Source organism: Candidatus Poriferisodalis sp. (genome assembly GCF_965262965.1).
In the GTDB taxonomy this organism is placed as follows: Bacteria; Actinomycetota; Acidimicrobiia; order Acidimicrobiales; family Poriferisodalaceae; genus Poriferisodalis.
The window spans coordinates 2184924-2209502 of the sequence record NZ_OZ253573.1 but is presented as its reverse complement, the minus strand read 5'-3'; the positions used below and the strand labels follow the sequence as shown (position 1 = coordinate 2209502).

At 66.4% G+C, this 24579-nt stretch carries 21 protein-coding genes and 1 tRNA gene; 17 read left to right on the top strand and 5 right to left on the bottom strand.

Features of this window, described 5'->3' with window-relative positions; genetic code table 11:
* Positions 1–20 precede the first annotated feature (20 nt).
* A complete protein-coding gene (locus ACQY5K_RS10535) occupies positions 21–731 on the bottom strand; it encodes a PaaI family thioesterase (protein WP_428114871.1) in 711 nt (236 codons plus the stop codon).
* An 86-nt stretch (positions 732–817) separates the two neighbouring features.
* Between ACQY5K_RS10535 and ACQY5K_RS10530 the strand changes: the two genes are divergently transcribed.
* The 3 genes from ACQY5K_RS10530 (at position 818) to ACQY5K_RS10520 (ending at position 5081) form a co-directional block, all read left to right on the top strand.
* On the top strand, positions 818–1972 hold the full coding sequence (locus ACQY5K_RS10530; RefSeq protein WP_428114869.1) for an acyl-CoA dehydrogenase family protein: 1155 nt from the start codon (positions 818–820) through the stop codon (positions 1970–1972).
* A 9-nt stretch (positions 1973–1981) separates the two neighbouring features.
* Complete coding sequence (locus tag ACQY5K_RS10525) at positions 1982–3277, top strand: 3-hydroxyacyl-CoA dehydrogenase family protein (protein WP_428114867.1); 1296 nt, start codon at positions 1982–1984, stop codon at positions 3275–3277.
* A 541-nt stretch (positions 3278–3818) separates the two neighbouring features.
* The gene (locus ACQY5K_RS10520; RefSeq protein WP_428122640.1) at positions 3819–5081 is read left to right on the top strand and encodes an ATP-binding protein; all 1263 of its coding nucleotides are present in this window, start codon (positions 3819–3821) and stop codon (positions 5079–5081) included.
* A gap of 139 nt (positions 5082–5220) precedes the next feature.
* On the opposite strand, the gene folP is transcribed toward ACQY5K_RS10520, so the two are convergent.
* Both folP and ACQY5K_RS10510 read right to left on the bottom strand, forming a co-directional pair.
* Positions 5221–6111, bottom strand: a complete 891-nt coding sequence (gene folP / locus ACQY5K_RS10515; protein ID WP_428114866.1) for a dihydropteroate synthase — start codon at positions 6109–6111, stop codon at positions 5221–5223.
* Positions 6108–7133, bottom strand: a complete 1026-nt coding sequence (locus tag ACQY5K_RS10510; protein ID WP_428114865.1) for a polyprenyl synthetase family protein — start codon at positions 7131–7133, stop codon at positions 6108–6110. The genes folP and ACQY5K_RS10510 overlap by 4 nt, the downstream gene beginning before the upstream one ends.
* 154 nt (positions 7134–7287) lie before the next feature.
* Between ACQY5K_RS10510 and ACQY5K_RS10505 the strand changes: the two genes are divergently transcribed.
* The 6 genes from ACQY5K_RS10505 (at position 7288) to ACQY5K_RS10480 (ending at position 13021) form a co-directional block, all read left to right on the top strand.
* A complete protein-coding gene (locus ACQY5K_RS10505) occupies positions 7288–9789 on the top strand; it encodes an ATP-dependent Clp protease ATP-binding subunit (protein WP_428114863.1) in 2502 nt (833 codons plus the stop codon).
* An 8-nt stretch (positions 9790–9797) separates the two neighbouring features.
* Complete coding sequence (locus ACQY5K_RS10500; RefSeq protein ID WP_428114862.1) at positions 9798–10661, top strand: hypothetical protein; 864 nt, start codon at positions 9798–9800, stop codon at positions 10659–10661.
* A gap of 46 nt (positions 10662–10707) precedes the next feature.
* Positions 10708–11394 (top strand): IspD/TarI family cytidylyltransferase, encoded by a 687-nt coding sequence (locus tag ACQY5K_RS10495; protein ID WP_428114860.1) that lies wholly within the window; start codon positions 10708–10710, stop codon positions 11392–11394.
* 11 nt (positions 11395–11405) lie between these two features.
* Entirely contained in the window at positions 11406–11948 is a 543-nt protein-coding gene (ispF, locus tag ACQY5K_RS10490; RefSeq protein ID WP_428114859.1) for a 2-C-methyl-D-erythritol 2,4-cyclodiphosphate synthase, read from the top strand.
* 7 nt (positions 11949–11955) lie between these two features.
* Complete coding sequence (gene rlmB / locus ACQY5K_RS10485) at positions 11956–12915, top strand: 23S rRNA (guanosine(2251)-2'-O)-methyltransferase RlmB (RefSeq protein WP_419921858.1); 960 nt, start codon at positions 11956–11958, stop codon at positions 12913–12915.
* A gap of 33 nt (positions 12916–12948) precedes the next feature.
* Positions 12949–13021 (top strand) — tRNA-Thr (locus ACQY5K_RS10480).
* A gap of 51 nt (positions 13022–13072) precedes the next feature.
* On the opposite strand, the gene ACQY5K_RS10475 is transcribed toward ACQY5K_RS10480, so the two are convergent.
* Positions 13073–14167: an alcohol dehydrogenase family protein gene (locus tag ACQY5K_RS10475; RefSeq protein WP_428114858.1), complete on the bottom strand. Its 1095-nt coding sequence runs from the start codon at positions 14165–14167 to the stop codon at positions 13073–13075.
* Positions 14168–14241: 74 nt separating this feature from the next.
* Between ACQY5K_RS10475 and ACQY5K_RS10470 the strand changes: the two genes are divergently transcribed.
* Positions 14242–15321, top strand: a complete 1080-nt coding sequence (locus tag ACQY5K_RS10470) for an aromatic ring-hydroxylating oxygenase subunit alpha (RefSeq protein ID WP_428114855.1) — start codon at positions 14242–14244, stop codon at positions 15319–15321.
* Complete coding sequence (locus ACQY5K_RS10465; RefSeq protein WP_428114852.1) at positions 15318–16334, top strand: PfkB family carbohydrate kinase; 1017 nt, start codon at positions 15318–15320, stop codon at positions 16332–16334. Before ACQY5K_RS10470 ends, ACQY5K_RS10465 begins: the two co-directional genes overlap by 4 nt.
* On the opposite strand, the gene upp is transcribed toward ACQY5K_RS10465, so the two are convergent.
* On the bottom strand, positions 16319–16963 hold the full coding sequence (upp, locus tag ACQY5K_RS10460) for a uracil phosphoribosyltransferase (RefSeq protein WP_428114849.1): 645 nt from the start codon (positions 16961–16963) through the stop codon (positions 16319–16321). The genes ACQY5K_RS10465 and upp overlap by 16 nt on opposite strands.
* A gap of 227 nt (positions 16964–17190) precedes the next feature.
* On the opposite strand from upp, the gene ACQY5K_RS10455 reads away from it, so the two are divergent.
* The 6 genes from ACQY5K_RS10455 (at position 17191) to ACQY5K_RS10430 (ending at position 24566) form a co-directional block, all read left to right on the top strand.
* On the top strand, positions 17191–17802 hold the full coding sequence (locus ACQY5K_RS10455; RefSeq protein WP_428114847.1) for a LytR C-terminal domain-containing protein: 612 nt from the start codon (positions 17191–17193) through the stop codon (positions 17800–17802).
* 37 nt (positions 17803–17839) lie between these two features.
* The gene (locus tag ACQY5K_RS10450) at positions 17840–18901 is read left to right on the top strand and encodes a glycerate kinase family protein (protein ID WP_428114845.1); all 1062 of its coding nucleotides are present in this window, start codon (positions 17840–17842) and stop codon (positions 18899–18901) included.
* 131 nt (positions 18902–19032) lie between these two features.
* Positions 19033–20649, top strand: coding sequence for a chaperonin GroEL (groL, locus tag ACQY5K_RS10445; RefSeq protein ID WP_428114844.1), 1617 nt, complete (start codon positions 19033–19035; stop codon positions 20647–20649).
* A 109-nt stretch (positions 20650–20758) separates the two neighbouring features.
* On the top strand, positions 20759–21610 hold the full coding sequence (fdhD, locus tag ACQY5K_RS10440) for a formate dehydrogenase accessory sulfurtransferase FdhD (RefSeq protein WP_428114841.1): 852 nt from the start codon (positions 20759–20761) through the stop codon (positions 21608–21610).
* 74 nt (positions 21611–21684) lie between these two features.
* Positions 21685–22416: a chlorite dismutase family protein gene (locus ACQY5K_RS10435; RefSeq protein WP_428114839.1), complete on the top strand. Its 732-nt coding sequence runs from the start codon at positions 21685–21687 to the stop codon at positions 22414–22416.
* 152 nt (positions 22417–22568) lie between these two features.
* A complete protein-coding gene (locus ACQY5K_RS10430) occupies positions 22569–24566 on the top strand; it encodes a hypothetical protein (RefSeq protein WP_428114837.1) in 1998 nt (665 codons plus the stop codon).
* Positions 24567–24579 lie beyond the last annotated feature (13 nt).

Genomic DNA, 24579 nt, shown 5'->3' with positions numbered 1-24579 from the left:
CGGCCCCGTCGCCCCCTGTGCTAGGCCTCTGGTTCGGGGGGTGCGTCGGCTCGCAGGATGAACAGTCCCTCTGCGGTGACGCACAGGCCCTCGGGGCCGTGTACTTCGGCGTGCTGGATGATCTTGCGTCCCGATGTGTCCCGGATCCAGGCACGCAGTCGCAGGGGCTCGCCCAGCGGGGTGGCAGCGCGGTAGTGCACGGTGAGCCGGCCCGTGTAGGCCTGACGGCCCCGCATGCGGTTCAGCGCGCCCATCAGCTCGTCGATGATGAGCGCCACCACGCCACCGTGAGTTCGCTCAGGCGGTCCCGCGAACATGGGGTCGACAACGGCTTCGCCGGTGACCGCCTCGTCAGACTCCTTGAAGTACCTGACGTCGACCGACGCCGGATGGAACAGGCCTCCGCCTATGGAGAAGGGATCGAATTCGATTTCGTCGCCAACCTCGAGCGGCAGCGGGAAGAACTGGCCTTCGTAGATCTCCCGGAGGTACGGCCGAGAGAGCATGTCGTCGAGCTTCACCCGCAGCGTGCCCTGTTCCAGCCGATCGGCGGCCGCGGTGACTGCTGCGGTGACCTCACCGAGTACGGCATCGTCGACCCGCCGACCCGCCAGCGCCTGGTTCAGCCGACGCATCGCAGCGGCGGCCTGCTCGACGGCGCTCCAGTCATGGCCTGGCCCGACGGGGCTGGCTGAGCTGGCTGGTTCGCTCTGCGAATCCTGCTGCGTCACGGGCCGAGACGCTATCTGTGCTGCGCCGGCCGTCGGCTGTCGAGTCGGCCGTGGCCCGCATTGCCGTTGGGGCATACGCTGCGACCATGCGGCGCACCATCTTTGACGAAGAGCACGAAATGTTCCGTGAAACGGCCCGGGCTTTCACCGAGCGCGAGATTGTCCCCAACCACGAGAAGTGGGAAGCCGACGGCAAGGTCGACAAGGCCATGTTCCGCAAGGCGGGAGACGTGGGCCTGCTGGCCACCGACGTGGACGAGCGTTACGGCGGCGGCGGTGTGGCGGACTTCCGTTACAACGCCATCGTGGGCGAGGAGGTCATGGCGTCGGGCGCTGCCAGCTCGGGCCAGTGCATCACGCTGCACAACGACATCTGCCTTCCCTACTTGACCAAGCTGTGCAACGACGAACAGGCCGAGCGCTGGATGCCGGGCCTGTGCAGCGGCGAGCTGATGAGCGCCATCGCCATGACCGAGCCGGGGATCGGGTCGGACTTGGCGTCGATGTCCACGACGGCCATCCGCACGGGCGACGGGTATGTCGTGAACGGCTCCAAGACGTTCATCACGAACGGCATCAACTCCGACTTGGTCATCGTGGCGGCGAAGACCGATCCCGGCGAGAAGCACCGGGGCATGTCGCTGATCGTGGTCGAGGAGGGCATGGAGGGCTTCGAGCGGGGACGCAATCTCGACAAGCTGGGATTGAAGTCCCAGGACACCGCAGAGCTGTTCTTCGACGACGTGTTCGTGCCCGAAGAGAACCTGCTCGGCGGCGAAGGCAACGGCTTCATGCACCTGGTCCGGAACCTGCCCCAGGAGCGGCTGTCGATCGCGGTCGGCGGCGTGGCTCACGCACAGGCAGCGTTTGATTGGACTATCGAATATGTCGGCGAGCGCAAGGCCTTCGGCCAGACCATCGCCTCGTTCCAGAACACCCGCTTCGAGCTGGCGGAGATGAAGACTGAGCTCGATATTGCCTGGGTGTTCGTAGACCGCCAGATCGAAGCGCTGAACGCCGGCGAGCTGACCGCTACCGATGCTGCTGAGGCGAAATGGTGGGTGACCGAGATGCAGCTGCGTGTCGTCACCCGCTGTTTGCAGCTGTTCGGCGGCTACGGCTATATGTCCGAGTACCCCATCTCCAAGGCCTATGCCGACGCCCGTGTGCAGACCATCTACGGCGGCACCACCGAGATCATGAAAGAGATCATCGGCCGCGAGGTCACCGGCACCCGATAGGCAGCACTCATGAGAAGCATCAATTCAGTAGCTGTCGTGGGGTCGGGCACGATGGGCGCCGGCATCGCCGCGGCGTCCGCCGCGGCAGGATGCCGGGTGCTGGTGCTCGACGCCGACCGCGCGGCCGCCGAGCGCGCGCTCGAAGGTGTCGACTCCGAATGCCGCGATCTCGTCAGCATCGGCACCACCGACGACGACCTGGACGACATCGCGGGCTACGACTGGGTGTGCGAGGCCATCGTCGAAGATCTCGACACCAAGCGCGAGCTGTTCGAGCGCCTCGAAGCTGCCCGCAGCGACGGATCGGTCATCTCGTCGAACACATCGGGCATCCCGCTCAGCCAGATCTGTGAGGGCATGAGCGAGCGCTTCCGGCGAGACGTGGCGATCACGCACTTCTTCAACCCGGTGAAGGTGATGAAGCTGTTCGAGCTGGTGCCGGGCCCCGACACCGAGCCCGAGGTGATCGACGCGTTTGCCAGCTTCGGCGCCGAACGGCTGGGCAAGGGCGTGGTGCATGCCAAGGACACCGTCAACTTCATCGGCAACCGCATCGGCTGCTACTTCATGCTGTCCGGACTGCACATGGCCAAGCCCTTTCTGGCCGACGGCATGACCCAGGAGACGATCGACGCCGTGCTGGGCGCACCGGTGGGCTTGCCGCCGACGGGGCTGTACGGGCTCATCGACCTGATCGGGCTGGACGTGATGGAGCTGGTGGGCGCCAACTTGGCCCAGAACCTGCCGCCTGGCGACCGGGGTCACGAGTTCACCGAGTTTCCAGCCGTCGAGAAAGCAATGGCCGTCCGCGGGCAGCTCGGCCGCAAGACCGGCGGCGGCTTCAGCCGTCGCCTGCGGCTCGACGATGGATCACGCAAGACCGAGACATTCGATCTCGTCACCGAGGAGTGGCGAGCCGCATCGGCACCCGATCTCGAAGGCGTTCCCGCCGAGCTGGGCGAGGTGCTGTTCGCCGAGGGGTCCCACGGCGATCTGGCCCGTCACATCTTCGGCGGTACGCTGGCGTATGCGGCTGGCCTAGTGCCCGAGATTGCCAATGACATCGCGAATGTCGACAACGCCATCCGCTGGGGTTTCAACTGGGTGCACGGGCCCTTCGAGATGCTCGACCACCTCGAACCGCCCCGGGTAATCGAATTCCTCCGGGGCGTCGGCGCTCCTCTGCCGGCCATGCTGGCCACGCTCGAAGCCTCCGGCCAACCGACCTTCTACAGCGAAGCCCCCGACGGCACCCGCGAGCAGCTGATGCCCGACGGCACGGTGGGGCCTGTCGTCGGGAATTGAGCGGTTGATCGCCAACCGCCATGCTGTCGAGCGCCGCAGTGCGAAGGCCGCCGTTCGCACCGCGCCTGTGGTTGCAGCGAGTTCTGACCGTAATCGCGGCACTCGCGGCGGTCGGTTGCGCCGGGGCCCATGTGCAGCGATCAACGGGTGAGTTCGAGGGGGTCGTGTATGTCGCAGTCCCGCATCCTGATGGCGAGATTCAGAGCCTGGTCGCTGTTCGAGCATTCTCCCGACCTCTACAAGGTCTTCGTGCTGATGACCAAGGGCGAGCAAACCGCTTTCTGCAACTCGCCGGGATATGACGCGGATACGGGCGAGGAACCACGGCGAACTCCATCGGTCGGTTGCATGTGTTGGCAACGGTCATCATGACCGTTCACTTGCAACCACCGATGGAGTTCGCCGTCCCATCGCTTGAACCGGAACCGTAAGACTGGCGCAGGTGTACCTGCAGGAGCGTGTTTGATACATTTGAGAGTCCATATCTGATTCATTTACAATGCTGGCTTTGATACATTGACGGTATGATGTTGTGGTGGGGATGCCGATTGCCGTGAACGACTATCTCCCTCGTGTGGTCGATGGCGAGGTCAGCAGGGCCTTGCGCTCGATGCCGGCCGTGGTGCTCGAAGGGCCGAGGGGATGCGGCAAGACCCGCACCGGTCGGGAGCATGCATGCAGCGAGGTGCTCTTCGGCGGCGATGCCGGCGCTCGCATCGGGGCGCAGCTCGACCCTCACGGTGTGCTGAGCGGGTCCGAGCCGCGCTTGCTCGACGAATGGCAGCTTGCACCTGAGATCTGGAACCAGATGAGGGTCGCCGCGGACGACGGCGGTCGCCCGGGGCGCTTCATCCTGACCGGATCGGCGAGCCCCGCCGATGATGTGACGCGACACACGGGTGCAGGCCGGGTGCGACGCGTTCGCATGCGCACGATGTCCTCGTACGAGACCGGCCTGTCGTCGGGCGAGATCAGCATGGACGACCTGTTCGGTGCTGCAACAGGCTTCATCGAATCGCAGGCGCCTCAGCTCGGCGACATCATCGAGGCGGCGTGTCGCGGCGGCTGGCCTGCCAGCATCAGATTCGATCTCGATGCAGCACTGGACTATGCCAATGGGTACCTCATGGAGATCTCCCGTGCCGATGTTCCCCAACTCGGCACGCGGCGCAGCCCTACCGGCTTGTCGCGGCTGTTGCGGTCGCTCGCGCGCAACGTCTCTACTGAGGCGTCGCAGCGGACGCTCGCCAAGGGCACGGGTGCCGAAGAACTGCTCGACCCCCGAACGGTCGGGGCGTATCTGGAGGCGCTGGAACAGGTATTCGTCGTGGAGGACATCCCTGCGTGGTCGGCCCAGCTCCGCTCGCGGGCACGTCTTCGCCAAGCGCCCAAGCGTCATTTGGCAGATCCTTCGTTGGCGGTCGCTGCGCTGGATGCGACGCCGCAGCGGCTCAGAGCCGACCTTGAGACGTTCGGGCTGCTCTTCGAGGCGCTCGCCATCCGCGACCTGCGGGTTTACGCACAGAGGAGCCGTGGTTGGCTGTCGCACTACCGGGACAGCGACGACCTCGAAGTCGACGCCATCATCGAGCGCCCCAGCGGCGCTTGGCTGGCAGCCGAGATCAAGCTGGGCGGGGAGCACGCCATTGAGCAAGCGGCACGCTCGCTGACGGCCTTGGCAGCAAAAGTCTCCGAGCGCTCCGTCGGCAGACCCGCCGATCTTGTGGTGCTCACCGCCGTCGGCTCCGGCTACCGGCGCCCCGATGGAGTCGCCGTCGTACCGGTCACCGCACTGGGTCCGTGACCTGAGATCACTCGCCGTCCCGCCTTCGAGGCCACGCGGATCGGTATGCCTTCTCGTCGCGCCCCTGTTGTTTCCCGCTCTAGTTCCCATGCTCATGCGATTGGGCTCACGGGCCGCTCGGGCCCGGGGGCTCAGCCTCTCAGCGGGCGGGTCGGACGATCGCGTCGGTCATCCGTATCGCCTGGGTCATTTGGGCGGCATCATGGACTCGAACGACATCGATGCCCGCGCAGATAGCGGCGGTGATGGTCGCGGCGGTCCCGAACAGGCGGTCGTCGATCCCGGTGTTGGTGATCGCCCCGACAGTGGACTTGCGCGACGTGCCGATCAGCAACGGCAAATCCAGCGGCCACAATTCGGGCAGTCGGCGCATCAGCTCAAGATTCTGTGAGACCCCGAACCCGAATCCGAACCCGGGGTCGGCAACGATGCGGTCGGCGCCGACCCCGGCAGCGGCACAGATATCAAGGCTGATGTTGAGTCCAGTCGTCACGTCGGCGATGAGATCGGTGTGCTCACGTCCACGTTGGTTGTGCATCAGGACCGCCCCGGCACCGTGGCGCGCCACCAGGGGCGCCAGCTCGGGATCCGTCCGGAATCCGGTGATGTCGTTCACCACGTCCGCACCGGCGGTGAGCGCTGGTTCGGCCACCGCGGCAGTGGTCGTATCCACCGAGATCGGGATGTCGATTCCGAGACGGTCCAGCTCGCAACGCACAGCTTCGATCACACGAACCGCTCGGCGGCGTTCGACGGCTACCGGCGTCGGCTCGGCTCTGGGTCGGCTCGATGCCCCGCCGATGTCGATGATGTCGGCGCCCCCCTCGACGAGTTCCCGGGCAAGTGCGACGGCGTCATCGAGCCGGTCGGCCACACCGTCGCCCGAGAACGAGTCGTCGGTCGCGTTGATGATGCCCATCACGAACGTCCGCGTGCCCCACGCCCAGCACGGGCCCCGGCCGGGATTCCAGGACGCGTGCCGATATCGCCGCTGGATCGGCCACGCCGGCAGCGGGACCGAATCGGTCACAGCCGGCCAGCGCCAGACACAGCGGGGCCGGTTGCGAGAGATCCCAGCGCACCCGGCAGGTTCGAGGCCGCACCCCGCATGCCCACGATGCCGGGGGTTGCCTCGAATCCTGATAGCGCCTCGAGTGCATCTGCCGCGTAGTCGCGCGCCGTGGTCACCGACGTCGCGATCTCCGACCCGGCAACCACGACGGCCCGCGCTTGGTCGCGCTGGGAATCGTCCATCGGATGACCCAGCAGGTCCGCAACTGGATGCCCGCCGGCCAGCATGCGGATCACCGGCAGCGTGTACACGCCCTCGCGCAGGTCATTGCCTGACGGCTTGCCGAGCTCTTCGTCCGACGCCACGAGATCCAGCACGTCGTCGACAATCTGGAACGCCATTCCGTAGGCGCGCCCGAAGGTCGAGAGGCGTTCGAGCACGTCTCGATCCGCGCCTGCCACCAGCCCGCCGATGCGGCACGCAGTGGCGTACAGCTCCGCCGTCTTGCCGCGGATTGCCAGCAAGTACTGCTCTTCGGTTCGGTTGATGTCATAGATCAACTGCAGCTCGCGCACCTGGCCTTCGCAGAGCCGACCGATGGTTGCCGCCAGCAAAGCGGCGACCTCGGTGCCGAGCGACGCGGCGAGCTCGGATGCCTTCGCCAGCAGGAAGTCGCCGGCCAGGATTGCCTTGAGGTTCCCCCAGCGATGGTTCACTGCCTCGATGCCGCGTCGCGTCTGGGCATCGTCCATCACGTCGTCGTGGTACAGCGATCCCAGATGGACGAGCTCGACGGCGACACCGCCGCACACCATGTCGTTGGTCACAGCACCCGGTGCCGCTCCGTCGGGGTCGAGCGCAAGTGCCGAGGCGATGACGAATGCGGGGCGCAGACGCTTGCCACCTGCCGGAATGAGATGCGAGGTCACCTCGGTCAAGAAGTCGTCGTTGGTGACTGCCGCGGCGCGCAAAGCGGCTTCGACGCGGGCCAGGTCCTCGTCGGAGTTGGGTCGTGCCTGCAGCGGGGAAAGGGGCGCCACGGCGCAACCGTAAACGACCACAGCACCGATGCCACCCTCGGCGGTTCTGCGGCCAGCGGGCCGTTTCTGCCGACGGAGTGATCTCGGAGGGCAGCGTTACACTGCTGACACCTGACCCGAAGCCCATCGTGGAGGGCTCAGACAGGGAGGCCCAGTGTTCGAACGATTCACCGATCGGGCCCGCCGAGTGGTGGTGCTGGCGCAAGAAGAAGCGCGCCTGCTCAACCACAACTACATCGGCACCGAGCACATCCTGCTCGGGCTGATCCACGAAGGCGAGGGCGTGGCCGCGCAGGCGCTCGAGTCGTTGGGCATCTCGCTCGAAGCGGTGCGCAGCCAAGTTGAGGAGATCATCGGTCAGGGCACCTCGTCGCCCAGCGGCCACATCCCCTTCACGCCTCGCGCCAAGAAAGTGCTCGAGCTTTCGCTGCGCGAGGCGCTGCAACTCGGCCACAACTACATCGGCACCGAGCACGTGCTGCTGGGCCTTATCCGAGAAGGCGAAGGTGTCGCCGCGCAAGTGCTGGTGAAGCTTGGCGCCGACCTGTCGAAGGTCCGTCAAGAGGTCATCCAGCAGCTGTCGGGCTACAGCGGCTCGGGCAGCGGCCGGGAGTCTGTCGGTGCGTCGTCGGGCCAAGGCAGCGAGCAAGGCGGCCAGAGCGGCTCGCTGGTGCTCGATCAATTCGGCCGCAATCTGACTTCTGATGCGCGCGCCAAGAAGCTTGACCCGGTGATCGGACGGCTACGCGAGACAGAGCGCGTCATGCAGGTGCTCTCCCGCCGCACCAAGAACAACCCCGTCCTCGTCGGCGAGCCCGGCGTGGGCAAGACAGCGATCGTCGAGGGACTCGCCCAGAAGATCGTGGCGAACGACGTCCCCGAGCTGTTGCGCGACAAGCAGCTCTACACGCTCGACTTGGGCGCCCTCGTTGCTGGTTCGCGCTACCGCGGCGACTTCGAGGAACGCCTCAAGAAGGTTCTCAAGGAGATCCGCACGCGCGGCGACATCATCTTGTTCATCGACGAGCTGCACACGCTGGTCGGCGCCGGTGCCGCCGAGGGCGCAATCGACGCCGCCTCGATCCTCAAGCCGATGCTGGCGCGAGGCGAGCTGCAGACCATCGGCGCGACCACGCTCGAGGAGTACCGCAAGTACCTCGAGAAGGACGCTGCGCTCGAACGTCGCTTCCAGCCCATCAAGGTGGACGAGCCCACGCTCAGCCACACCATCGAGATCCTCAAAGGGTTGCGCGATCGCTACGAGCAGCACCACCGCGTCACGATCACCGATCAGGCGCTCGTGGCTGCCGCGAATCTGGCAGACCGCTACATCGCCGACCGGCACCTGCCCGACAAGGCCATCGATCTGATCGACGAGGCGGGCTCGCGGCTGCGCATCAAGCGCATGTCGACGCCGCCCGATTTCAAAGAGATCGAGTCGAAGCTGTCCGACGTCACCGAGCGCAAGAAACAAGCCGTCGAGTCTCAGGATTTCGAGACGGCCGGCGAGCTTCGTGACGAGGAAAAGGAGCTGCTCGAACTCCGCACCGAGGTCCTCGCCAAGGCCAAAGCCGAGGGGCACGACCTGTTCGACGAGGTCGACGAGGAGGCCATCGCCGAGGTGCTCTCGATCTGGACCGGCATTCCGGTGTACAAGCTGACCGAGGAGGAGACCCAGAAGCTCCTCAAGATGGAGGACGCGCTGCACAAGCGGGTCATCGGTCAGCACGACGCCATCAAGGCCGTGAGTCAGGCAATTCGCCGCACCCGCGCGGGCCTGAAAGATCCAAAGCGCCCCGGGGGATCGTTCATCTTCTTGGGACCGTCGGGCGTCGGCAAGACCGAGTTGGCCAAGACGCTGGCGGAGTTCCTCTTCGGCGACGAAGACTCGCTGGTCAGCCTCGACATGTCCGAGTACATGGACAAGTTCACGGTGAGCCGCCTCGTCGGCGCGCCTCCCGGCTATGTCGGCTACGACGAGGGCGGGCAGCTGACCGAAGCCGTGCGGCGCAAGCCGTTCTCGGTGGTGTTGTTCGACGAGGTCGAGAAGGCCCACCCGGACGTGTTCAACACGCTGCTGCAGATCCTCGAAGAAGGCAGGCTGACCGACGCGCAGGGCCGCTCGGTCGATTTCCGCAACGCCGTGCTCATCATGACCTCGAATCTCGGCACTGCCGACCTGCGCAAGTCGCGCGTCGGATTCGCGACGGCCGATGAGGACGCCAGCTACGACCGCATGAAGGAAAAGGTCAACGATGCGCTCAAGTCGCACTTCCGACCCGAGTTCCTGAACCGCATCGACGACACCATCGTGTTCCACGAGCTGAGCGTCGACGAAGTCGTCCAGATCGTCGATCTGATGATCAAGCGCACCTCTGACCAGCTTCGGGCGCAGGGTCTGGGGCTCGAGCTCACCGACGCCGCAAAGCAATGGCTGGCGCGCAACGGATACGACCCGCAGCTCGGCGCCCGGCCGCTGCGACGTGCCCTTCAGCACCACGTCGAGGATTCGCTGAGCGAGCGCATCCTCTACAAGGAATTCCACGCTGGCGAGATCATCGTGGTGGATGTGGAGGACGACGAGATCGTGTTCCGCGCAATCGAGGGCTTCGACCCAGCGCCCATCGAGCTCGAAGAGGCCGCGACGGCCGAATAGGCCCGCACATGCCGTTGCTCGCAGCGCCAGGGCGACGGCGAGGCAGTGCGGCAATTCGACGCCGGATCAGTCGTTGGCTGCTTGTCGCGGCGGCGTTTGCGGCGCTCGTCGGCTGCCGCGCGGACATCGGTGTTGACATCGACATGGCGCACGACGGGGCGGGTCGTGTGACCGTGGCTGTCACCTTCGACGAAGAGGTGATGCGCTGGGAGCCCGATCTTGGGGAGTTGCTCGTTTTCGATGACTTGGTCGGTTGGGACATCACCCGCCAGCGCCAGCAGACCTCGGTCGGCGAACGACTCAAGGTCGTCGCCGTCAAGCGATTCGCGAACCAGAGTGAGCTGGCCGAGGTGCTCTTCGAGATCGATCAGCCGCCGGATGGATCTGCCGGCTTGTTCAGGTCGGCCACGGTGACAGCCGAACGCGACGGGGCACACGTGCGCTACCAGCTACAGGTGGGCATCGGTCTCGATCGGCCGGTCAGCGAGCTTGTCAACCCTGCCACTGCGGACGCACTCGAGGGCGAGCTCTTCGGCATGCCGATCACCGAGATCGAAGAACGCGCCGGTGCCCCGCTCGACGAACTGGTGACACTCGTCGTGCAGGCGACGGTGCCGCAGGGCGCGGGGAGGCTGCCGGCCGAGGGCGTCATGACGCTGAACGAAGGCGGCATGCGCGAGCTGTTGGTGTCAGGCGAGCTGTTCGATGCCGAAGTGGCCGCAGCCGACGAGGAGGCTGAGCGGTTGTCGCAGCGTGCGAGCCGGGGGGCTCGAATTGCTATCGGTTGGTGGATCCTCATTGGGGTGATTGCGGTCGTTGTCGTGGTGATCGCCTTGCGTGGTCGCCGTCGGCGCGGGCTGACCTTTCGTTAACCGCTCGCTCGTCGCGTGGGGATCTCGGGCGCGCCAGACTGAGTGGGTGGCTCGGGCTTGGGCGATTGTGCTGGCTGCGGGCGCAGGGACTCGCTTTGGCGCTGAGATTGACGGCGCCACGAAAGTGTCGGCGCCGATTGGCGGGCGCTCGATGATCTCTTGGAGTGTTGAGGCGGCGCAGGCTGGCTGTGATGGGGTCACGCTTGTCGTGCCAGCGGTGATGGTTGACCAACCGTTTGACGGTGTTGATGCTGTTGTGGCTGGTGGGGACAGCCGATCGGCGTCGGTACGTGCCGGGCTTGAGACGATTCCCGACGGGGTTGACGTTGTGGTTTGTCACGACGCGGCTCGGCCGGGGGCTTCTTCGGGGTTGTTTGCTTCGGTGATTTCGGCTGTGCGGGCTGGGGCGGACGCGGCGGTGCCGGCGCTCGGGGTGAGCGACACGCTCAAGCGGGTGACGGCCTGGAGTGACGCCGGCGGTGTCGTTTCGGGGACCGTGGATCGTGCGGGGCTGTATGCGGTGCAGACGCCGCAGGCATTTCGCCGCGCGGTGCTGGCGGCGGCGCACGCCGACCGAGCCGAAGCCACCGACGATGCGGCGCTGGTCGAGGCGGCGGGCGGCACGGTGATGGCGATTCCGGGCGAGGCTGCGGCGCACAAGGTCACGACAGCGGCAGACCTTGTGATCGTGGAAGCCCTGCTGCGAGCCCGCGTGGCCAACGACGGGCTCTAGCGTCAACAAGCGTGACGACGGCCGACAGCGGCGGGCTCGGCCCAGCGATGCGTGTGGGGCACGGCTATGACGCGCACCCGTTCGCTGATGCTGCCAGCCACCCTGGACCGACGTTGGTGCTCGGCGGGGTCCGAATTGTTGGCGAGCGGCCGCTGGCAGGTCACAGCGATGCCGATGTGGTTGCGCATGCCGTCATCGATGCGATGCTCAGCGCAGCCGGTCTCGGCGACATCGGCGTGCACTTTCCCGACAGCGACGAGCGATGGCGCGACGCTGACAGCATCGAGATGCTGGCCCAGGTCGCAGCCCGCCTCGCTGAAGACGGCTGGCAGCTGGCCAATGCCGACTGCACCGTCATCTGTGATCGGCCGATGATCGCCCCGCACCGCGATCAAATGCAGAAACGTCTCAGCACCGCTGCGGGCGGACCGGTCACGATCTGCGGCAAGCGGACCGAAGGACTCGGCCACGGAGACGGGATCGTGGCGCACGCTGTGGCCCTGGTGTGCTCGCGGCCGGGTGCCGACACGCTTGAATCCGACACACAGGCATGACTCCCGGATGAGCAGGCAACCGCAACGCCGTCGAGGGCAGCCGGCCCCAGGTGGAGCGCGTAGCGCTCGACCGCAAGGTCGAGGCGGTCCGAGCGCGCCGCAGCGCAGCGGATCCGGTCCGAGGCCACGCGGTGGCGCGGGTGCGCGTCGCGGTCCGAATGCGCAGCGTCGCGACCCCTCGGCCGGTCGCGAACAATCCGCGCCCCGCGGCCTCGGCGGCGATCACGTCGAAGGGCGTCAGGCCGTGCGGGAACTGCTGCGCGCCGGCAACCGCAAGATTCACGAGGTCTTGCTGGCCGAGGACGCGCACGAGTCCGCAGTGCTCGCAGAGATTGCCGACTTGGCAGCAGAACGTCGCGTTCCGATGCGCGAGACCAGTCGCCGCAAGCTGCGGGACCGCGCACTCACCGAATCGCCGCAGGGCGTCATCGCGTCGGCTGCTGAGATCCGACCGGTTCCCCTCGACGACCTTGCTCGGCCCCATCGCGGGGCTGCTCCGCTGCTCATTGCCGCTGACAGCGTCACCGACCCGGGAAACCTGGGCGCCATCTTGCGGACCGCCGAAGTGGCGGGCGCGACGGGAGTCGTCCTGGGTCGCCATCGTTCCGCGAGCCTGACGCCTGCAGCGGTCAAGGCGGCTGCGGGGGCGATCGAGCATCTGCGCTTCGCGCAGGTCGGAGGATTGCCCGCGGCGCTCAAGCAACTGCGCGACGCCGGCCTGTGGGTGATCGGACTCGACGGCAACGCCAGCGACGGTCTCGAGGACCTGCGTGTCGCCGACGAACCCGTCGTGGTCGTCGTCGGCGCCGAGGGACGAGGCCTCTCGTCGCTTGTCGAGCGCCGTTGCGATCAGGTGATCTCCATCCCGGTCTACGGGCGCATCGAGTCGCTCAACGTGGCCGCGGCAACGGCCGTTGCCCTGTTCGACATCGCCCGCGCCCGCGATCGCGCTCAGAATTCGACCTGAGTCCGCAGCGCTGGGCCATACGCTGGGCCAGCGGCCCGAGTAGCTCAACGGCCAGAGCACCGCTCTTGTAAAGCGGAGGTTGTGGGTTCGATTCCCACCTCGGGCTCGGCTCGATGGCGACCGAGCGCTCCGCAATGCCGCAGTCCTTGGGTGCCCCTCACAGGGTGATCACCAGGCTGCCGGTGTGCTGCTTGCGGCCGAAGGCCTCCTGGGCGCCATGAATCTCCTCAAGGGGATATGTGCCGCCGAGGATCGGCCGGATCTCGCCGCGCTCGATGTACCCGACGAGGTCCGCGAAGATGCCCGGCTCGTAAATGGTGGCTCCGTAGAACTCGAGGTCGTTGAGGTACAGCGTCCGCAGATCGAGTTGCACGATCGGCCCGCCGATGGCGCCGGCAGTGACGTAACGCCCGCCGCGCATGAGCGCATCGAGCCAGCCGGCGAAGCTGTCCCCGCCCACCACATCGGCGACGGCGTCGAACGGACCGCCGTTGGCCTCGACGGCTGCGGCAGCGACTGACGGGGTCTCGCGGGCCACAGCGGCATCCGCGCCGATCTCGTGAACTTGGGCGATCTTCGAACTGCCGGCCACTGCGACCACGCGTGCGCCGCGCCGTTTCGCAAGCTGCACCAGGGCACTGCCCACCCCGCCGCTGGCACCGGTGACGGCGATGCTCTGGCCGCTTCGCAGGCCGATTCGCGTCAGCATGTGCTCTGCGGTCACCGACGAGCACGGGAATGTCGCGAGCTCGACGTCAGAGAGTTCCGAGTGCACCGCGTGAACATTCTCGATCGGAACAATTGCGAACTCGGCGAACCCCCCGTCTGCTTCGCTGCCGAGGTATCCGGCCTTGCTGCGATCGGACGGGTCGTCACGATCACGAAGACACGGATCGACAATGATCCGCTGACCGATCACGGCAGTGTCTGCGACGTCCGAGCCCACCGCCAGGACGCGCCCCACCACGTCGGCGCCCTGGATGCGGGGAAATCGGAGTCCCGTGCGGTCCCACGTGGCCTCATCGGCGCTGGCTTCGGCATAGCCGCCCTCGCTCGTGGCCGAGGTGACCGTCCAGCTGTACCAGCCCACGCGGGTGTTGATGTCGGTGTTGTTCATGCCGCACGCCGACACTCGGATCAGCGCATCGTGGGGACCCGGCGCAGGCACGGGCACGTCGCTGCGAACTTCGAGCATTTCCGGGCCGCCGCTGCCGACCAGCAGCGCCGCTCGCATGGTGTCAGGCAGGCTCATGCGTCCTCGTGGTGGTCACGTTTGGCCGTCAGCAAGCGGCAGAATACCTCCTAGTGACGGCTAGGGGATTCGCCGTGAGCAGGGCGCTGGCCGCCCGCTACTACACCGATCCCGGGGTCTTCGCGGCCGAATTGAACACAGTGTTCGCCCGGTCGTGGGTGCTGGTGGGCCACGAGTCGCAGGTCGCGCGCCACGGTCAGGTGCTGACAGCCGCCGTCGGCGACGAGTCGGTGTTCGTCGTGAACAACGAAGGCGAGCTGGGCGCGTATTACAACGTGTGCCAGCACCGGGGTCACGAACTGTTCCCGCCGCAGCAAACCGGCGGCGACGAGCTGTCGGTTCCGGGACTGGTGACGTGTCCCTATCACGCCTGGGTGTACAGCCTCGACGGGAGACTCGCGAATGCACGCAGCCGGGACGTAGGCGAGATCCGACTTCGTGCGGTCCGCGTCGAGCGGCTGGCCGGGTTCCTGTACGTGAATCTCGATGACGATGCTCCCCGCTTGGCAGAGGCCGCACCCGGCGTGGAATCGGAGTTGCTGGCCAACGCACCGCAAGCGCCGTCGCGAGTGCTCAGCTGGCGCAACACGCATCTCATCGCGGCGAACTGGAAGATTGCCGTGGAGAACTACAACGAGTGCTTCCACTGCGCGAACGTGCACCGCTCGTTCACGGCCGGTGTCGTTGATGCGGCCAGCTATCGGATCCGGTGTGACGGTGACGTAATCCGCCATGCAGCCAAGGGCGCTCCGCCCGAGCAGTCCGGTTACACGCGCTTCGACGAGGGTGACGACTACGTCGCCTACTTCGTGTGGCCCGCCTCGGCGATTCAGTGCTATCCGGGCCAGGTCGTCAACACGTTCCGGTGGGTGCCGCTCGAGGTGGATCGGACGTTGCTCGTGCGGGAGTTCTGGCTCGACCGCGCCGAGCCGACCGAGGCTCAGCACGAGGTCATCGACTTGGACTGGCAGACGACAGCGACGGAGGATTTCGGCCTGGTCGAATCTGTGCAGCGGGGGTTACGCAGCCGCGGGTACCGCCCCGGACCGCTCGCCTGCGAGCCATCAGGCATCGGCACCGTGCACAGCGAGGACTCCGTGCGACATCTGGGCGGTCTGCTGCGCGACGCGCTCGGCGAGCGACGACAGCCATGACGATTGAATTCCACCCTCAGCTCCCGACTGACTCCGTTGCGCCGCGGATCGCCGTCGTCGGGAGCTTGAACGCGGATCTGACGGTCTGGGTGCCGCGGCGGCCAGGATCCGATGAGACGCTCCATGCCGACCGAGCTGCGTGGTTCCGGGGAGGCAAGGGAGCCAATCAAGCCGTCGGCGCAGCCCGGCTGGGCGCGCAGGTGGTCATGATCGGAAGGGTCGGCGACGACGAGCAGGGCCGCTGGCTGCGCGCGGGCCTCGAGGCCGAAGGCATCGACTGCCGTCATGTGGCACCGGCCCCTGACACGACGGGCTTGGCGGTCATCACGGTCGACGACACCGACGTGTCGATCATCGTGGCGGCTGGGGCGAACGCCTGGCTCGATCCCGATGGTGTCACCGAGGCCTCTGGTGAGATCTCAGCCGCCGATGCGCTGCTCTTGCAGGGTGAAGTCGGTGCTGCTGCGGCGTATGCCGCGGCGAGGATCGCCCGCGCAAACCAGACACTGGTGGTGTTCAACCCTGCTCCCTACAACGATGTCGCTCCGATGGTCGTTCCCCTCGCCGATGTCGTCATCGTCAACCGCCAGGAATCAGCGCAGTTGCAGGCACATCGCGACGGCGGCATGTGCGACCTGCGTCCGGATGCCGTGCTCGTCGAGACGCGTGGCGAGCACGGCTGCGCGGTGCACTTGGGCTCCGTAGGCGGCCAGGACCGTGGTGTCGAGGTGGCGGCGCCGAAGGTCACGGTGCGCGATGCCACCGGAGCCGGCGACGCCTTCGCCGCAGCGTTCGCAGTGAGCATGGCGTTGGGCAGCGATCCAGCCGCCGCGGCGGAACTGGCCGTGCGTGCGGGTGCGGCGGCGGTCACTGTCGACGGCGCGCAGCCCAGCCTGCCGACTGCGGCCCAGCTCACGAGGCCGAGCGGACCCGCAGCGAGTCGCCGGGGCGAGCGCGACGTCGACAGCGAGGCCGTGGCCCGTCAGGCAGTGCCCCGCTACGAGGTGCCGTAAAGCCGGTCGCCTGCGTCTCCGAGCCCGGGCACGATGTAGGCCCGCTCGTCGAGGTGGCTGTCTATGGCCGCAGTGACGACATGGGCCTCGAAGCGCCCTGCGCCCGCGGCCTGCAGTGCCGCAACGCCTTCGGGCGCGGCCAGCGCGCACACGACGGTCAGAGGCCTGGCGCCGGCGTCGCACAGGGTGATGCAGGCGTCGATCAGCGTCCCACCGGTCGCCAGCATCGGATCGAGCACGATCGCCGGGCGATCACCGACATCAGCGGGCAGCGTCTCGAGGTAGTGACGGTGATCCACGCTCAAGGTCTCGGACGACTCGATGCGCTGTGTACCCAGGAATCCGACGGGCGCTTCGGGCACGAGCCGGAGCGCCGCGTCAAGCATTCCGAGGCCGGCGCGCAGGACTGGCACCAGCGTCGGCATCGGCTCGATCCTCATGCCGTCAGCGGTTCCCAACGGTGTTTCGACTCGCGTCGGAATTGCCGCGACGTCTGCCAAGGCCTCGACGACCAGCACGGTCGCCAGCGCATCGAGGTGTTGCCGGAACTCGTCGCGTCCAGTGTCGGTACTGCGAAGACGAGCGAGGTGCATTGCTGCGGCGGGATGCTCCACAACGGTGATCTTCATCAGCGTGCAACCTACGCGGCCATCGACGGCACGTCTGACTTCGGGGTTCTCCCGCAGCGAGCGCGTGAGCTCTGTGAGCATTGGGCGGGGGTACACCCCAAAGGGCTTGTTTGGCCCTACGCTCGCAGGGTTGTCGCTTCGATGCGGCTCGCTCCGCGGTCTGCAGCCCACACCGAGCGCGGGGCAAGCCGTGCCCAGTTGGGCGCACATCGACGGGAGGTCACCCGATGAACAGCCAAGCCGGCGAAACCAACAGCGGCGCGGCCGTGCGCGGACTGCTGCTGGTGCTGGTGGCAGTTGTGGTCGGCGTGTTGCTCCTGCGCTCAGTCGACGATCCTGACGAGGTCACCGCAACCGAGACAGCTCCGCCCGTCGTGCCAGGCGAAACGCTGCCGTCAGCGACGCAGGCGCCCGCACCGACAACCGCCGCCCCGCTAGCCGACGGCACCGTGACGACCACCCCGCCCACGGCGTCGACCATCGTCGCAACAACGACGACAGCGGCAGGAGTCGAGGGCTTTCAGCCGCGTCAGGTGTCTGAGGTTTCCGTTCAGGTCGCGAATTCCACGACCGTGCGTGGCGCCGCCGGCCGGGTCACCGACCGCTTCAAGGCGCTGAGTTACATCACCAAGTCGCCGACGAACTACGTCGGTACGCCGCTCGATCGAACGCGCATCTACCACCAGCCAGGTTCGCTTCTTGAGGCTCGCGTCATCGCCGAAGTCCTGAAGCTGGATCCCGACAACGACGTGTTCCCGATGCTGCAGGACACCGCTGCCGTCCAAGAATTCGAGACGCCTGACATCTTGATCGCGCTCGGTACCGATCTCGCCGAGTAGAGGTCCGGACCACGCCGACGCGCAGAGCCTTCCGCTCGTGAGCGGTAACCGGGGCCTCCGGGTTGTCGCGTGCCCTGACAAGTTCCGCGGCACCGCGTCCGCCGACGAAGTCACAGCGGCGATTGCGGCGGGGTGGGCATCGGGAGTCGGAGCCGACCGCGCTACGGCTGACGTGGCTTGCCTTTCGATGGCAGACGGTGGCGAGGGCACCTTGGACGCCCTGGGTGGGCCGAACCGCACGTCGCTGGTCATCGGCCCGCTGCGCGAGCGTATCGAAGCGCAATGGCGGCTGAGCGGGGACTTGGCCATTGTGGAAATGGCGCGTGCGAGCGGCTTGACCCTGGCAGGTGGCGCGGCCCGCAACGATCCGCTTGCGGCCACCACTGCCGGCACTGGCGAGCTGATCGCCGAGGCAGTCGCATCCGGCGCTCGACGCGTCATTGTGGGGGTCGGAGGATCCGCGACCACCGACGGCGGCCTCGGCGCGCTCGACGCGATGGCACCGCTCGCCCGGTTGGCGGGCGTCTCGGTGCAGGTGGCCTGCGATGTGCGGACGCGTTTCTGCGACGCAGCCCGGATCTTCGGACCGCAGAAGGGCGCGACACCACCGCAGATCAAACTGTTGACCCGCCGCCTCGACCGCCTCGTCGACCTCTATCGGGAGCGATACGACGTCGACGTGAGCGAGATGCCGCGCGCCGGCGCAGCGGGCGGCCTTGCGGGCGGACTGGCAGCAGGCCTGCGCGCCGAGCTCGCCGAGGGCTTCGATGTGGTCGCGTCCGAGGTCGGACTCGGTGAGGCCATCGCAACCGCCGACTTGGTGATCACCGGCGAAGGTCGGCTCGATGCTGGCTCATTCGACGGCAAGGTCGTGGGCGGCGTTGCCCGCCTTGCTGCCGAAGCCGGGGTTCCGTTGGCCGTCATCGTCGGCGCGCGCGAGCCCGGGATCGAGCTTGCGGAACATGCGTCTGCGGATTCCCAGCTCGTTGTGCTGAGTGAGCGCTACGGGATGGAGCGGTCGACGAGCGACACGCTCGGAGCCGTGCGAGACGCCGCCGCCGAACTGGCAGCGGATCGTGCTCGCGAAGTTGGCGGTTAGCACTCTCAGCCGTAGAGTGCTAACTGTTGCGCGGGCGTGCATCGGCAACGCGGCACGCTCGCAATCACCGCCCGGGACGGCCGTTCCGGGTGCCCCGTTGGGGAGCTAGCTGACTACAGGAGCCGGTCGATATGGCCAAGATGATTACGTTCGACGACGAAGCCCGCCGCGCGCTGGAATCGGGCATGAACCAGCTCGCTGACGCAGTTCGCGTCACGCTGGGTCCGAAGGGGCGCAACGTCGTGCTCGACAAGAAGTGGGGCGCGCCCACAATCACCAACGACGGTGTGTCCATCGCGAAGGACATCGAGCTCGAGGATCCCGTCGAGCGAATCGGTGCCGAGCTCGTCAAGGAAGTCGCGAAAAAGACCGACGACGTCGCAGGTGACGGCACCACCACTGCCACTGTGCTGGCGTGGACGATGGTGCGCGACGGTCTGCGCAATGTCGCTGCAGGCGCCAACCCGATGGCCCTCAAGCGGGGCATCGAGGCCGGTGTCGACGCCGCCGTGGCCGCAATCGAGGAGATGTCCATCAGCGTCACCGATTCAAAGACTCACGTCGCCCAGGTAGCGGCGATCTCCGCAGCCGACAGCGCGATCGGCGAGCTGATCAGCGACGCATTCGACAAGGTCGGCAAGGACGGCGTGATCACCGTCGAAGAGTCGCAGACCTTCGGCCTCGAGATGGATCTCGTCGAGGGCATGCGCTTCGACAAGGGCTACATCTCGCCCTACTTCGTCACCGATCCCGACACCCAGGAAGCCGTGCTCGACGAGCCGTACCTGCTGTTCATGCAGGGCAAGATCTCCGCGGTCCGCGACGTGCTGCCCGTGCTCGAGAAGGTGACGCAGTCGGGCAAGCCCCTTGTGGTCATCGCTGAGGACGTCGAGGGCGAGGCGCTCGCCACGATCGTCGTCAACAAGATCCGCGGCACCTTCCGCTCGGTTGCGGTGAAGGCCCCCGGGTTCGGCGACCGGCGCAAGGCGATGCTCGCCGACATGGCGATCCTCACCGGCGGCCAGGTCATCAGCGAGGATGTGGGCCTCAAGCTTGAGAACACCACGCTCGACTTGCTGGGCACGGCCCGCCGTGTCGTGGTGACCAAGGACGAGACGACGATCATCGAGGGTTCGGGCGATCAGGCTGAGGTTGCGGGACGCATCGAGCAGATCAAGAACGAGATCGAGAACACCGACTCCGATTACGACCGCGAGAAGCTGCAGGAGCGGCTGGCCAAGCTGTCCGGCGGCGTCGCGGTGCTCCGTGTCGGCGCGGCCACCGAGGTCGAGCTGAAGGAAAAGAAGCACCGCATCGAGGACGCAGTCAGCACCACCAAGGCGGCCATCGAGTCCGGCGTGGTGGCTGGCGGCGGCGTGACGCTGATTCGGGCCGAAGCTGCGGTCGGAGCAGCCGCCGACAAGCTGGATGGCGATACCGCCACCGGCGCTCGGCTGGTGCAGCGCTCCCTCGCAGGACCGCTCAAGCAGATTGCTGAGAACGCGGGTCTCGAGGGTGGCGTGGTCGTCGCCAAGGTCCGCGAACTCGACGGTGCCAGCGGCCTCAACGCTGCAACTGGCGATTACGAGGATCTCGTCGAGGCCGGCGTCATCGACGCTGCCATGGTGACATTGTCCGCGCTGCAGAACGCCGCGTCGATCGCAGCACTGTTCCTCACCACCGAGGCAGTGATCTGCAACGAGCCCGACTCGGGCGGCGGTGGCGGCATGCCGGACATGGACTTCTAGCCGAGAATCTCTTCGACACACCGCCAACACCCGAGCGGCCCGGGCCTAACGCCCGGGCCGCTTCGCGTCTCAGGGCGAAGCGATCTGAGGGCGGGGGTACCCTGACCGGATGCGGCGGGGACGCACAGCGAGGGTGCTGGTGGATCGGCTGCGGGGCGGCGAGTGGGGTCGCTCACCTGATGAAGTCGTGGTGGAGGAGCCGCTCGAGATTCGTCTCGACGGCCATCTCGTCGCCACGACGATGCGCACGCCTGGACACGACTACGAACTCGCGGTCGGTTTCTGCGCGGGTGACGGTCTGCTCGGCGGTGCGGCCGTCACGGGCGTGCGCTATTGCGGCGAGGGGCCGGCCGCGGAGTTCGAATACAACGTTGTGACTGTCGAGACCGGCGGGATGGCGCCCGTGCCGACGCCCCGGCTGGGCAACGTGAGCGCCGCGTGCGGCATCTGCGGCAGCACCACCATCGTGGACATGGCCGCCCGCCTCGGCCCGATCCTCGGCACGAGCCGGTTCAGCGTCGACGCTGTCACGACGGCGGTTGCGGCAGTGCCTGCTACTCAGGAGATGTTCGGCCGCACCGGCGGATTGCACGCTGCAGCGACGTTCGACGCCTCAGGCCGGATTGACATCGTGCGCGAGGACATCGGACGGCACAACGCGGTCGACAAGGTGATCGGGCGACGCTTGCTCGACGGACGCGACGACAGCGGGCACACGGCCCTGTTTGTCAGCGGTCGGGCCAGCTTCGAGATGGTGCAGAAGGCATGGGCGGCCGGAATCGGCACGTTGGTCGCGGTCAGCGCGCCCAGCTCGTTGGCCATCGAGGCAGCCCGAGCCGCCAGCATGACGCTTGCGGGCTTCGCTCGCGGTGACGAGCTCAACGTGTATTGCGGGAGCCTGCAGCCAGCGACGAACCATGCTCACCCATCAGAAGCCGCCGACGCCGCAACCCGTTCATAGGCTGCACGCCGAGGCGCGGCGACAGTTCATCCCGGCCGGTCAGATCACGCCGATCAGATCGCGGCCGGCCACACATGGGAGGCGTTGTGCCCGAGATCACGACATCGGTGGGATGGGGTGTGCTGCACCTGTTCTGCAAACTCACGCCAACCACGAACACCCGCGGTGTGCTCGCGGCGGTCGCGGCAGCTGCCGAAGGCGATCACCAAGTGCTCACTGTGGCCGTCCTCGGTCACAAGGCCGACATCGGCTTCATGGCGCTGGGACCTGATCTGTGGCAGCTGCGGGGGCTCCAGACCGACTTGCAGCAAACCGGATTGGAGGTGGTGGACAGCTATGTGTCGATGACTGAAACCAGCGAGTACGCCCCCGACCTGCCCCCAGAGATGAAGACCCCGCGGCTGTATCCGCAGCTGCCGCCCGAAGGCAAGCAGGCATTCTGCTTCTACCCCATGTCCAAGCGTCGCAGTGCCGTGTCCGAAGGCAGCGGCAACTGGTACACGCTGTCCTACGACACCCGTCGCGAGCTGATGTACGAGCACGGCAAGTCAGGACGTCAGTTCCGAGGCCGAATTCTGCAGGTCGTGACGGGTTCCACTGGTGTGGATGACTTCGAGTGGGGTGTCACCCTGTTCGGCGAGCATCTCGACGACCTCAAGGATGTCGTGTACACGATGCGCTACGACGAAGCCAGCGCCATTTACGCCGAGTTCGGCACGTTCTACACCGGCCTGCTCGCCGAGCCCGAGACCGTTCTCGAACGCATCGGCCTTCGCTCCAACCATTGGGGCGGTCTCGACGGATAGCAGCCTGCGCCCGGCTTGCCGTTCCAACCGGTTGGCATCCGAGCGCAACCGATGTCGCCGTCTAGCCTCTCGGTGGTGCGCTGCTTGGCTCTCGTAACTCGTTCAGATGGGAGTCGAGAATCTTGTCCTAACTCGGCGGTTGGTTGGTGCGGATGAACACGGAACGCGACGGCGATCCCGAAAGCCAACCTTGGCTATGGGAAGTGATCGATCCCGGTCGCACGGCAGTGAGCGGTGACTTCGCTAAGGAGTTCAAGAACGAGACGGTCAAGGAACCTGGCGTTCTTGCCGCCGACCACATCCCGGCCGAGGCCGGCCTGCTGGTACGCGAGACGATTCAGAATTCCTGGGACGCGGCCCGTGAGCGCTTTCAAGTCGGAGGCCCGGAGCAATTCGCTGTGCGCTTCCGGCTCTTCGAACTAGCAGGAGCCGAACGTGAGCGGTTCGTTGTTGCTATCGGCTTGCGCGACTTGGGCATGCGCGTTCGCGAAGTCAACACGGAGCATGGCACCAACAGCCGCCGGGATCTTGGACTGGGAGAACGGGACTGCCTGTCGAACCTTGGCGAGGGGCGTCCGCTACGGCTGTTGGAAGTCAAGGAAGAACACGGTGGTGGGATGGGCGGCCCGTGGGTCGGTGATCGTTCGAAGCTGTATAAGGCGATGTGCTCGCTTGGCATCACGCCATCCACGACCGGCAGAGGCGGCTCGTACGGCTACGGCAAGGCGGGCCTGATTCGGGGCTCCAAGATTCGGACCGTCGTCGCTTACACCTGTTTTCCGGAGGATCAGAACGATCTTGGAATCACACGCCGACTGTTGGGTATGACCTACTGGGGGAGCCACCAACTCGGTAGCAGCAGCTACATGGGTACTCGCCGATTCGGTGCACGGACTTCAAAGGATTCCTGCGAACCTCTCGTCGACGACGACGCAGATGAAACGGCTCGACGGCTGGGCATCGCCACTCGTCATGTGAACACGCTCGCAGAGCTGGGTACGACAATGTTGGTGGTCGATCCGATAGTGGACGCATCCAGTCTCCTGCGGGCCACCGAGCGATTCTGGTGGCCGGCGCTTTGCGATAGCGAGCTCTCCTTTGAAGTGTCGGTGGTCGACGAGAGCGGCGATGGTGTCGTACATCATCCCAGGCCGCTACGAGTCGAGGCACTGAGCGCTTTCTTGGAAACATACGAGAACGCGCTCTCATCGGCGGACGCCAAGCGTGAGCGCCACCGTGAGCATCGGCTGGGCCCAATCGGAAGCATTGCGCGACCCGGCACGGTTGCATTGGCTGCCGACCCAGACGGCTGGTCGTTTCCCCAGACAGGGGTAAACGATCATGTGGCGGACTCCGACGGCATTGAGCACCGAAGCTTGGTGGCGCTGGTGCGCAGCCCGCGCATGGTGGTGGAGTACTTCGAGGCGGCGCGGAACACACCGCATATTCGCGGAACATTCGTGGCAGCTGATGAGGCCGACGATGCGCTGCGAGACACCGAACCCAAAGCGCATGACGCGTGGCATACCGATTCCTCAGCCGGAGACGTGCCGCCCGGTTCCGCAGAGCTGGCCAGCAGCGTGCTCAGGCGGATCAGGGACCACGTCAACGCGTTCCGGCGTGATATTAAACCCAAGCCGAAGCCGAATCGCGACTTGAGACTGCCGTTCTGGGACGAGCTCGCACGGATGCTTGAGGGCAGCGTGCCCGGTCCCGGCCCAGTTCCACCTCCCCCGCCTCCTCCGCCCAGGCCGTTTTCGATTCAGCCCGGACATCGCTTGGAGATTGCTGGTGACGGTGGCATTTTCGTGTCCGGGACGGCATCAGTGGAGTTCAGCGAGCACCACGCGCCTGGTGCTCCCGACGGTGACGTGATCGAGGTTCGCGTGCGCTACCGCTTCGAAGGGGCCGACAGGAAGGAGCTTGTCAATGCCGAGTTGGACGTCGAGGCTCCCGCCGACTTCGTTAAGGTCAACGGCAAGAGCGGGGCATTCAAGGGCAAGTTACGAGTGGGCGAAACGATCGAATTCGCCTACTTGAGCGATCCCTACGATTCTGAGTGGACTGGTTCGTTGACCGTCGAAGCCGACCTCGTGGATCCCACAACTGCCCGCGGCCGGCAGCACCGAGAGGCCGAGACCCGTGAGTAGCGAGACGCGCACT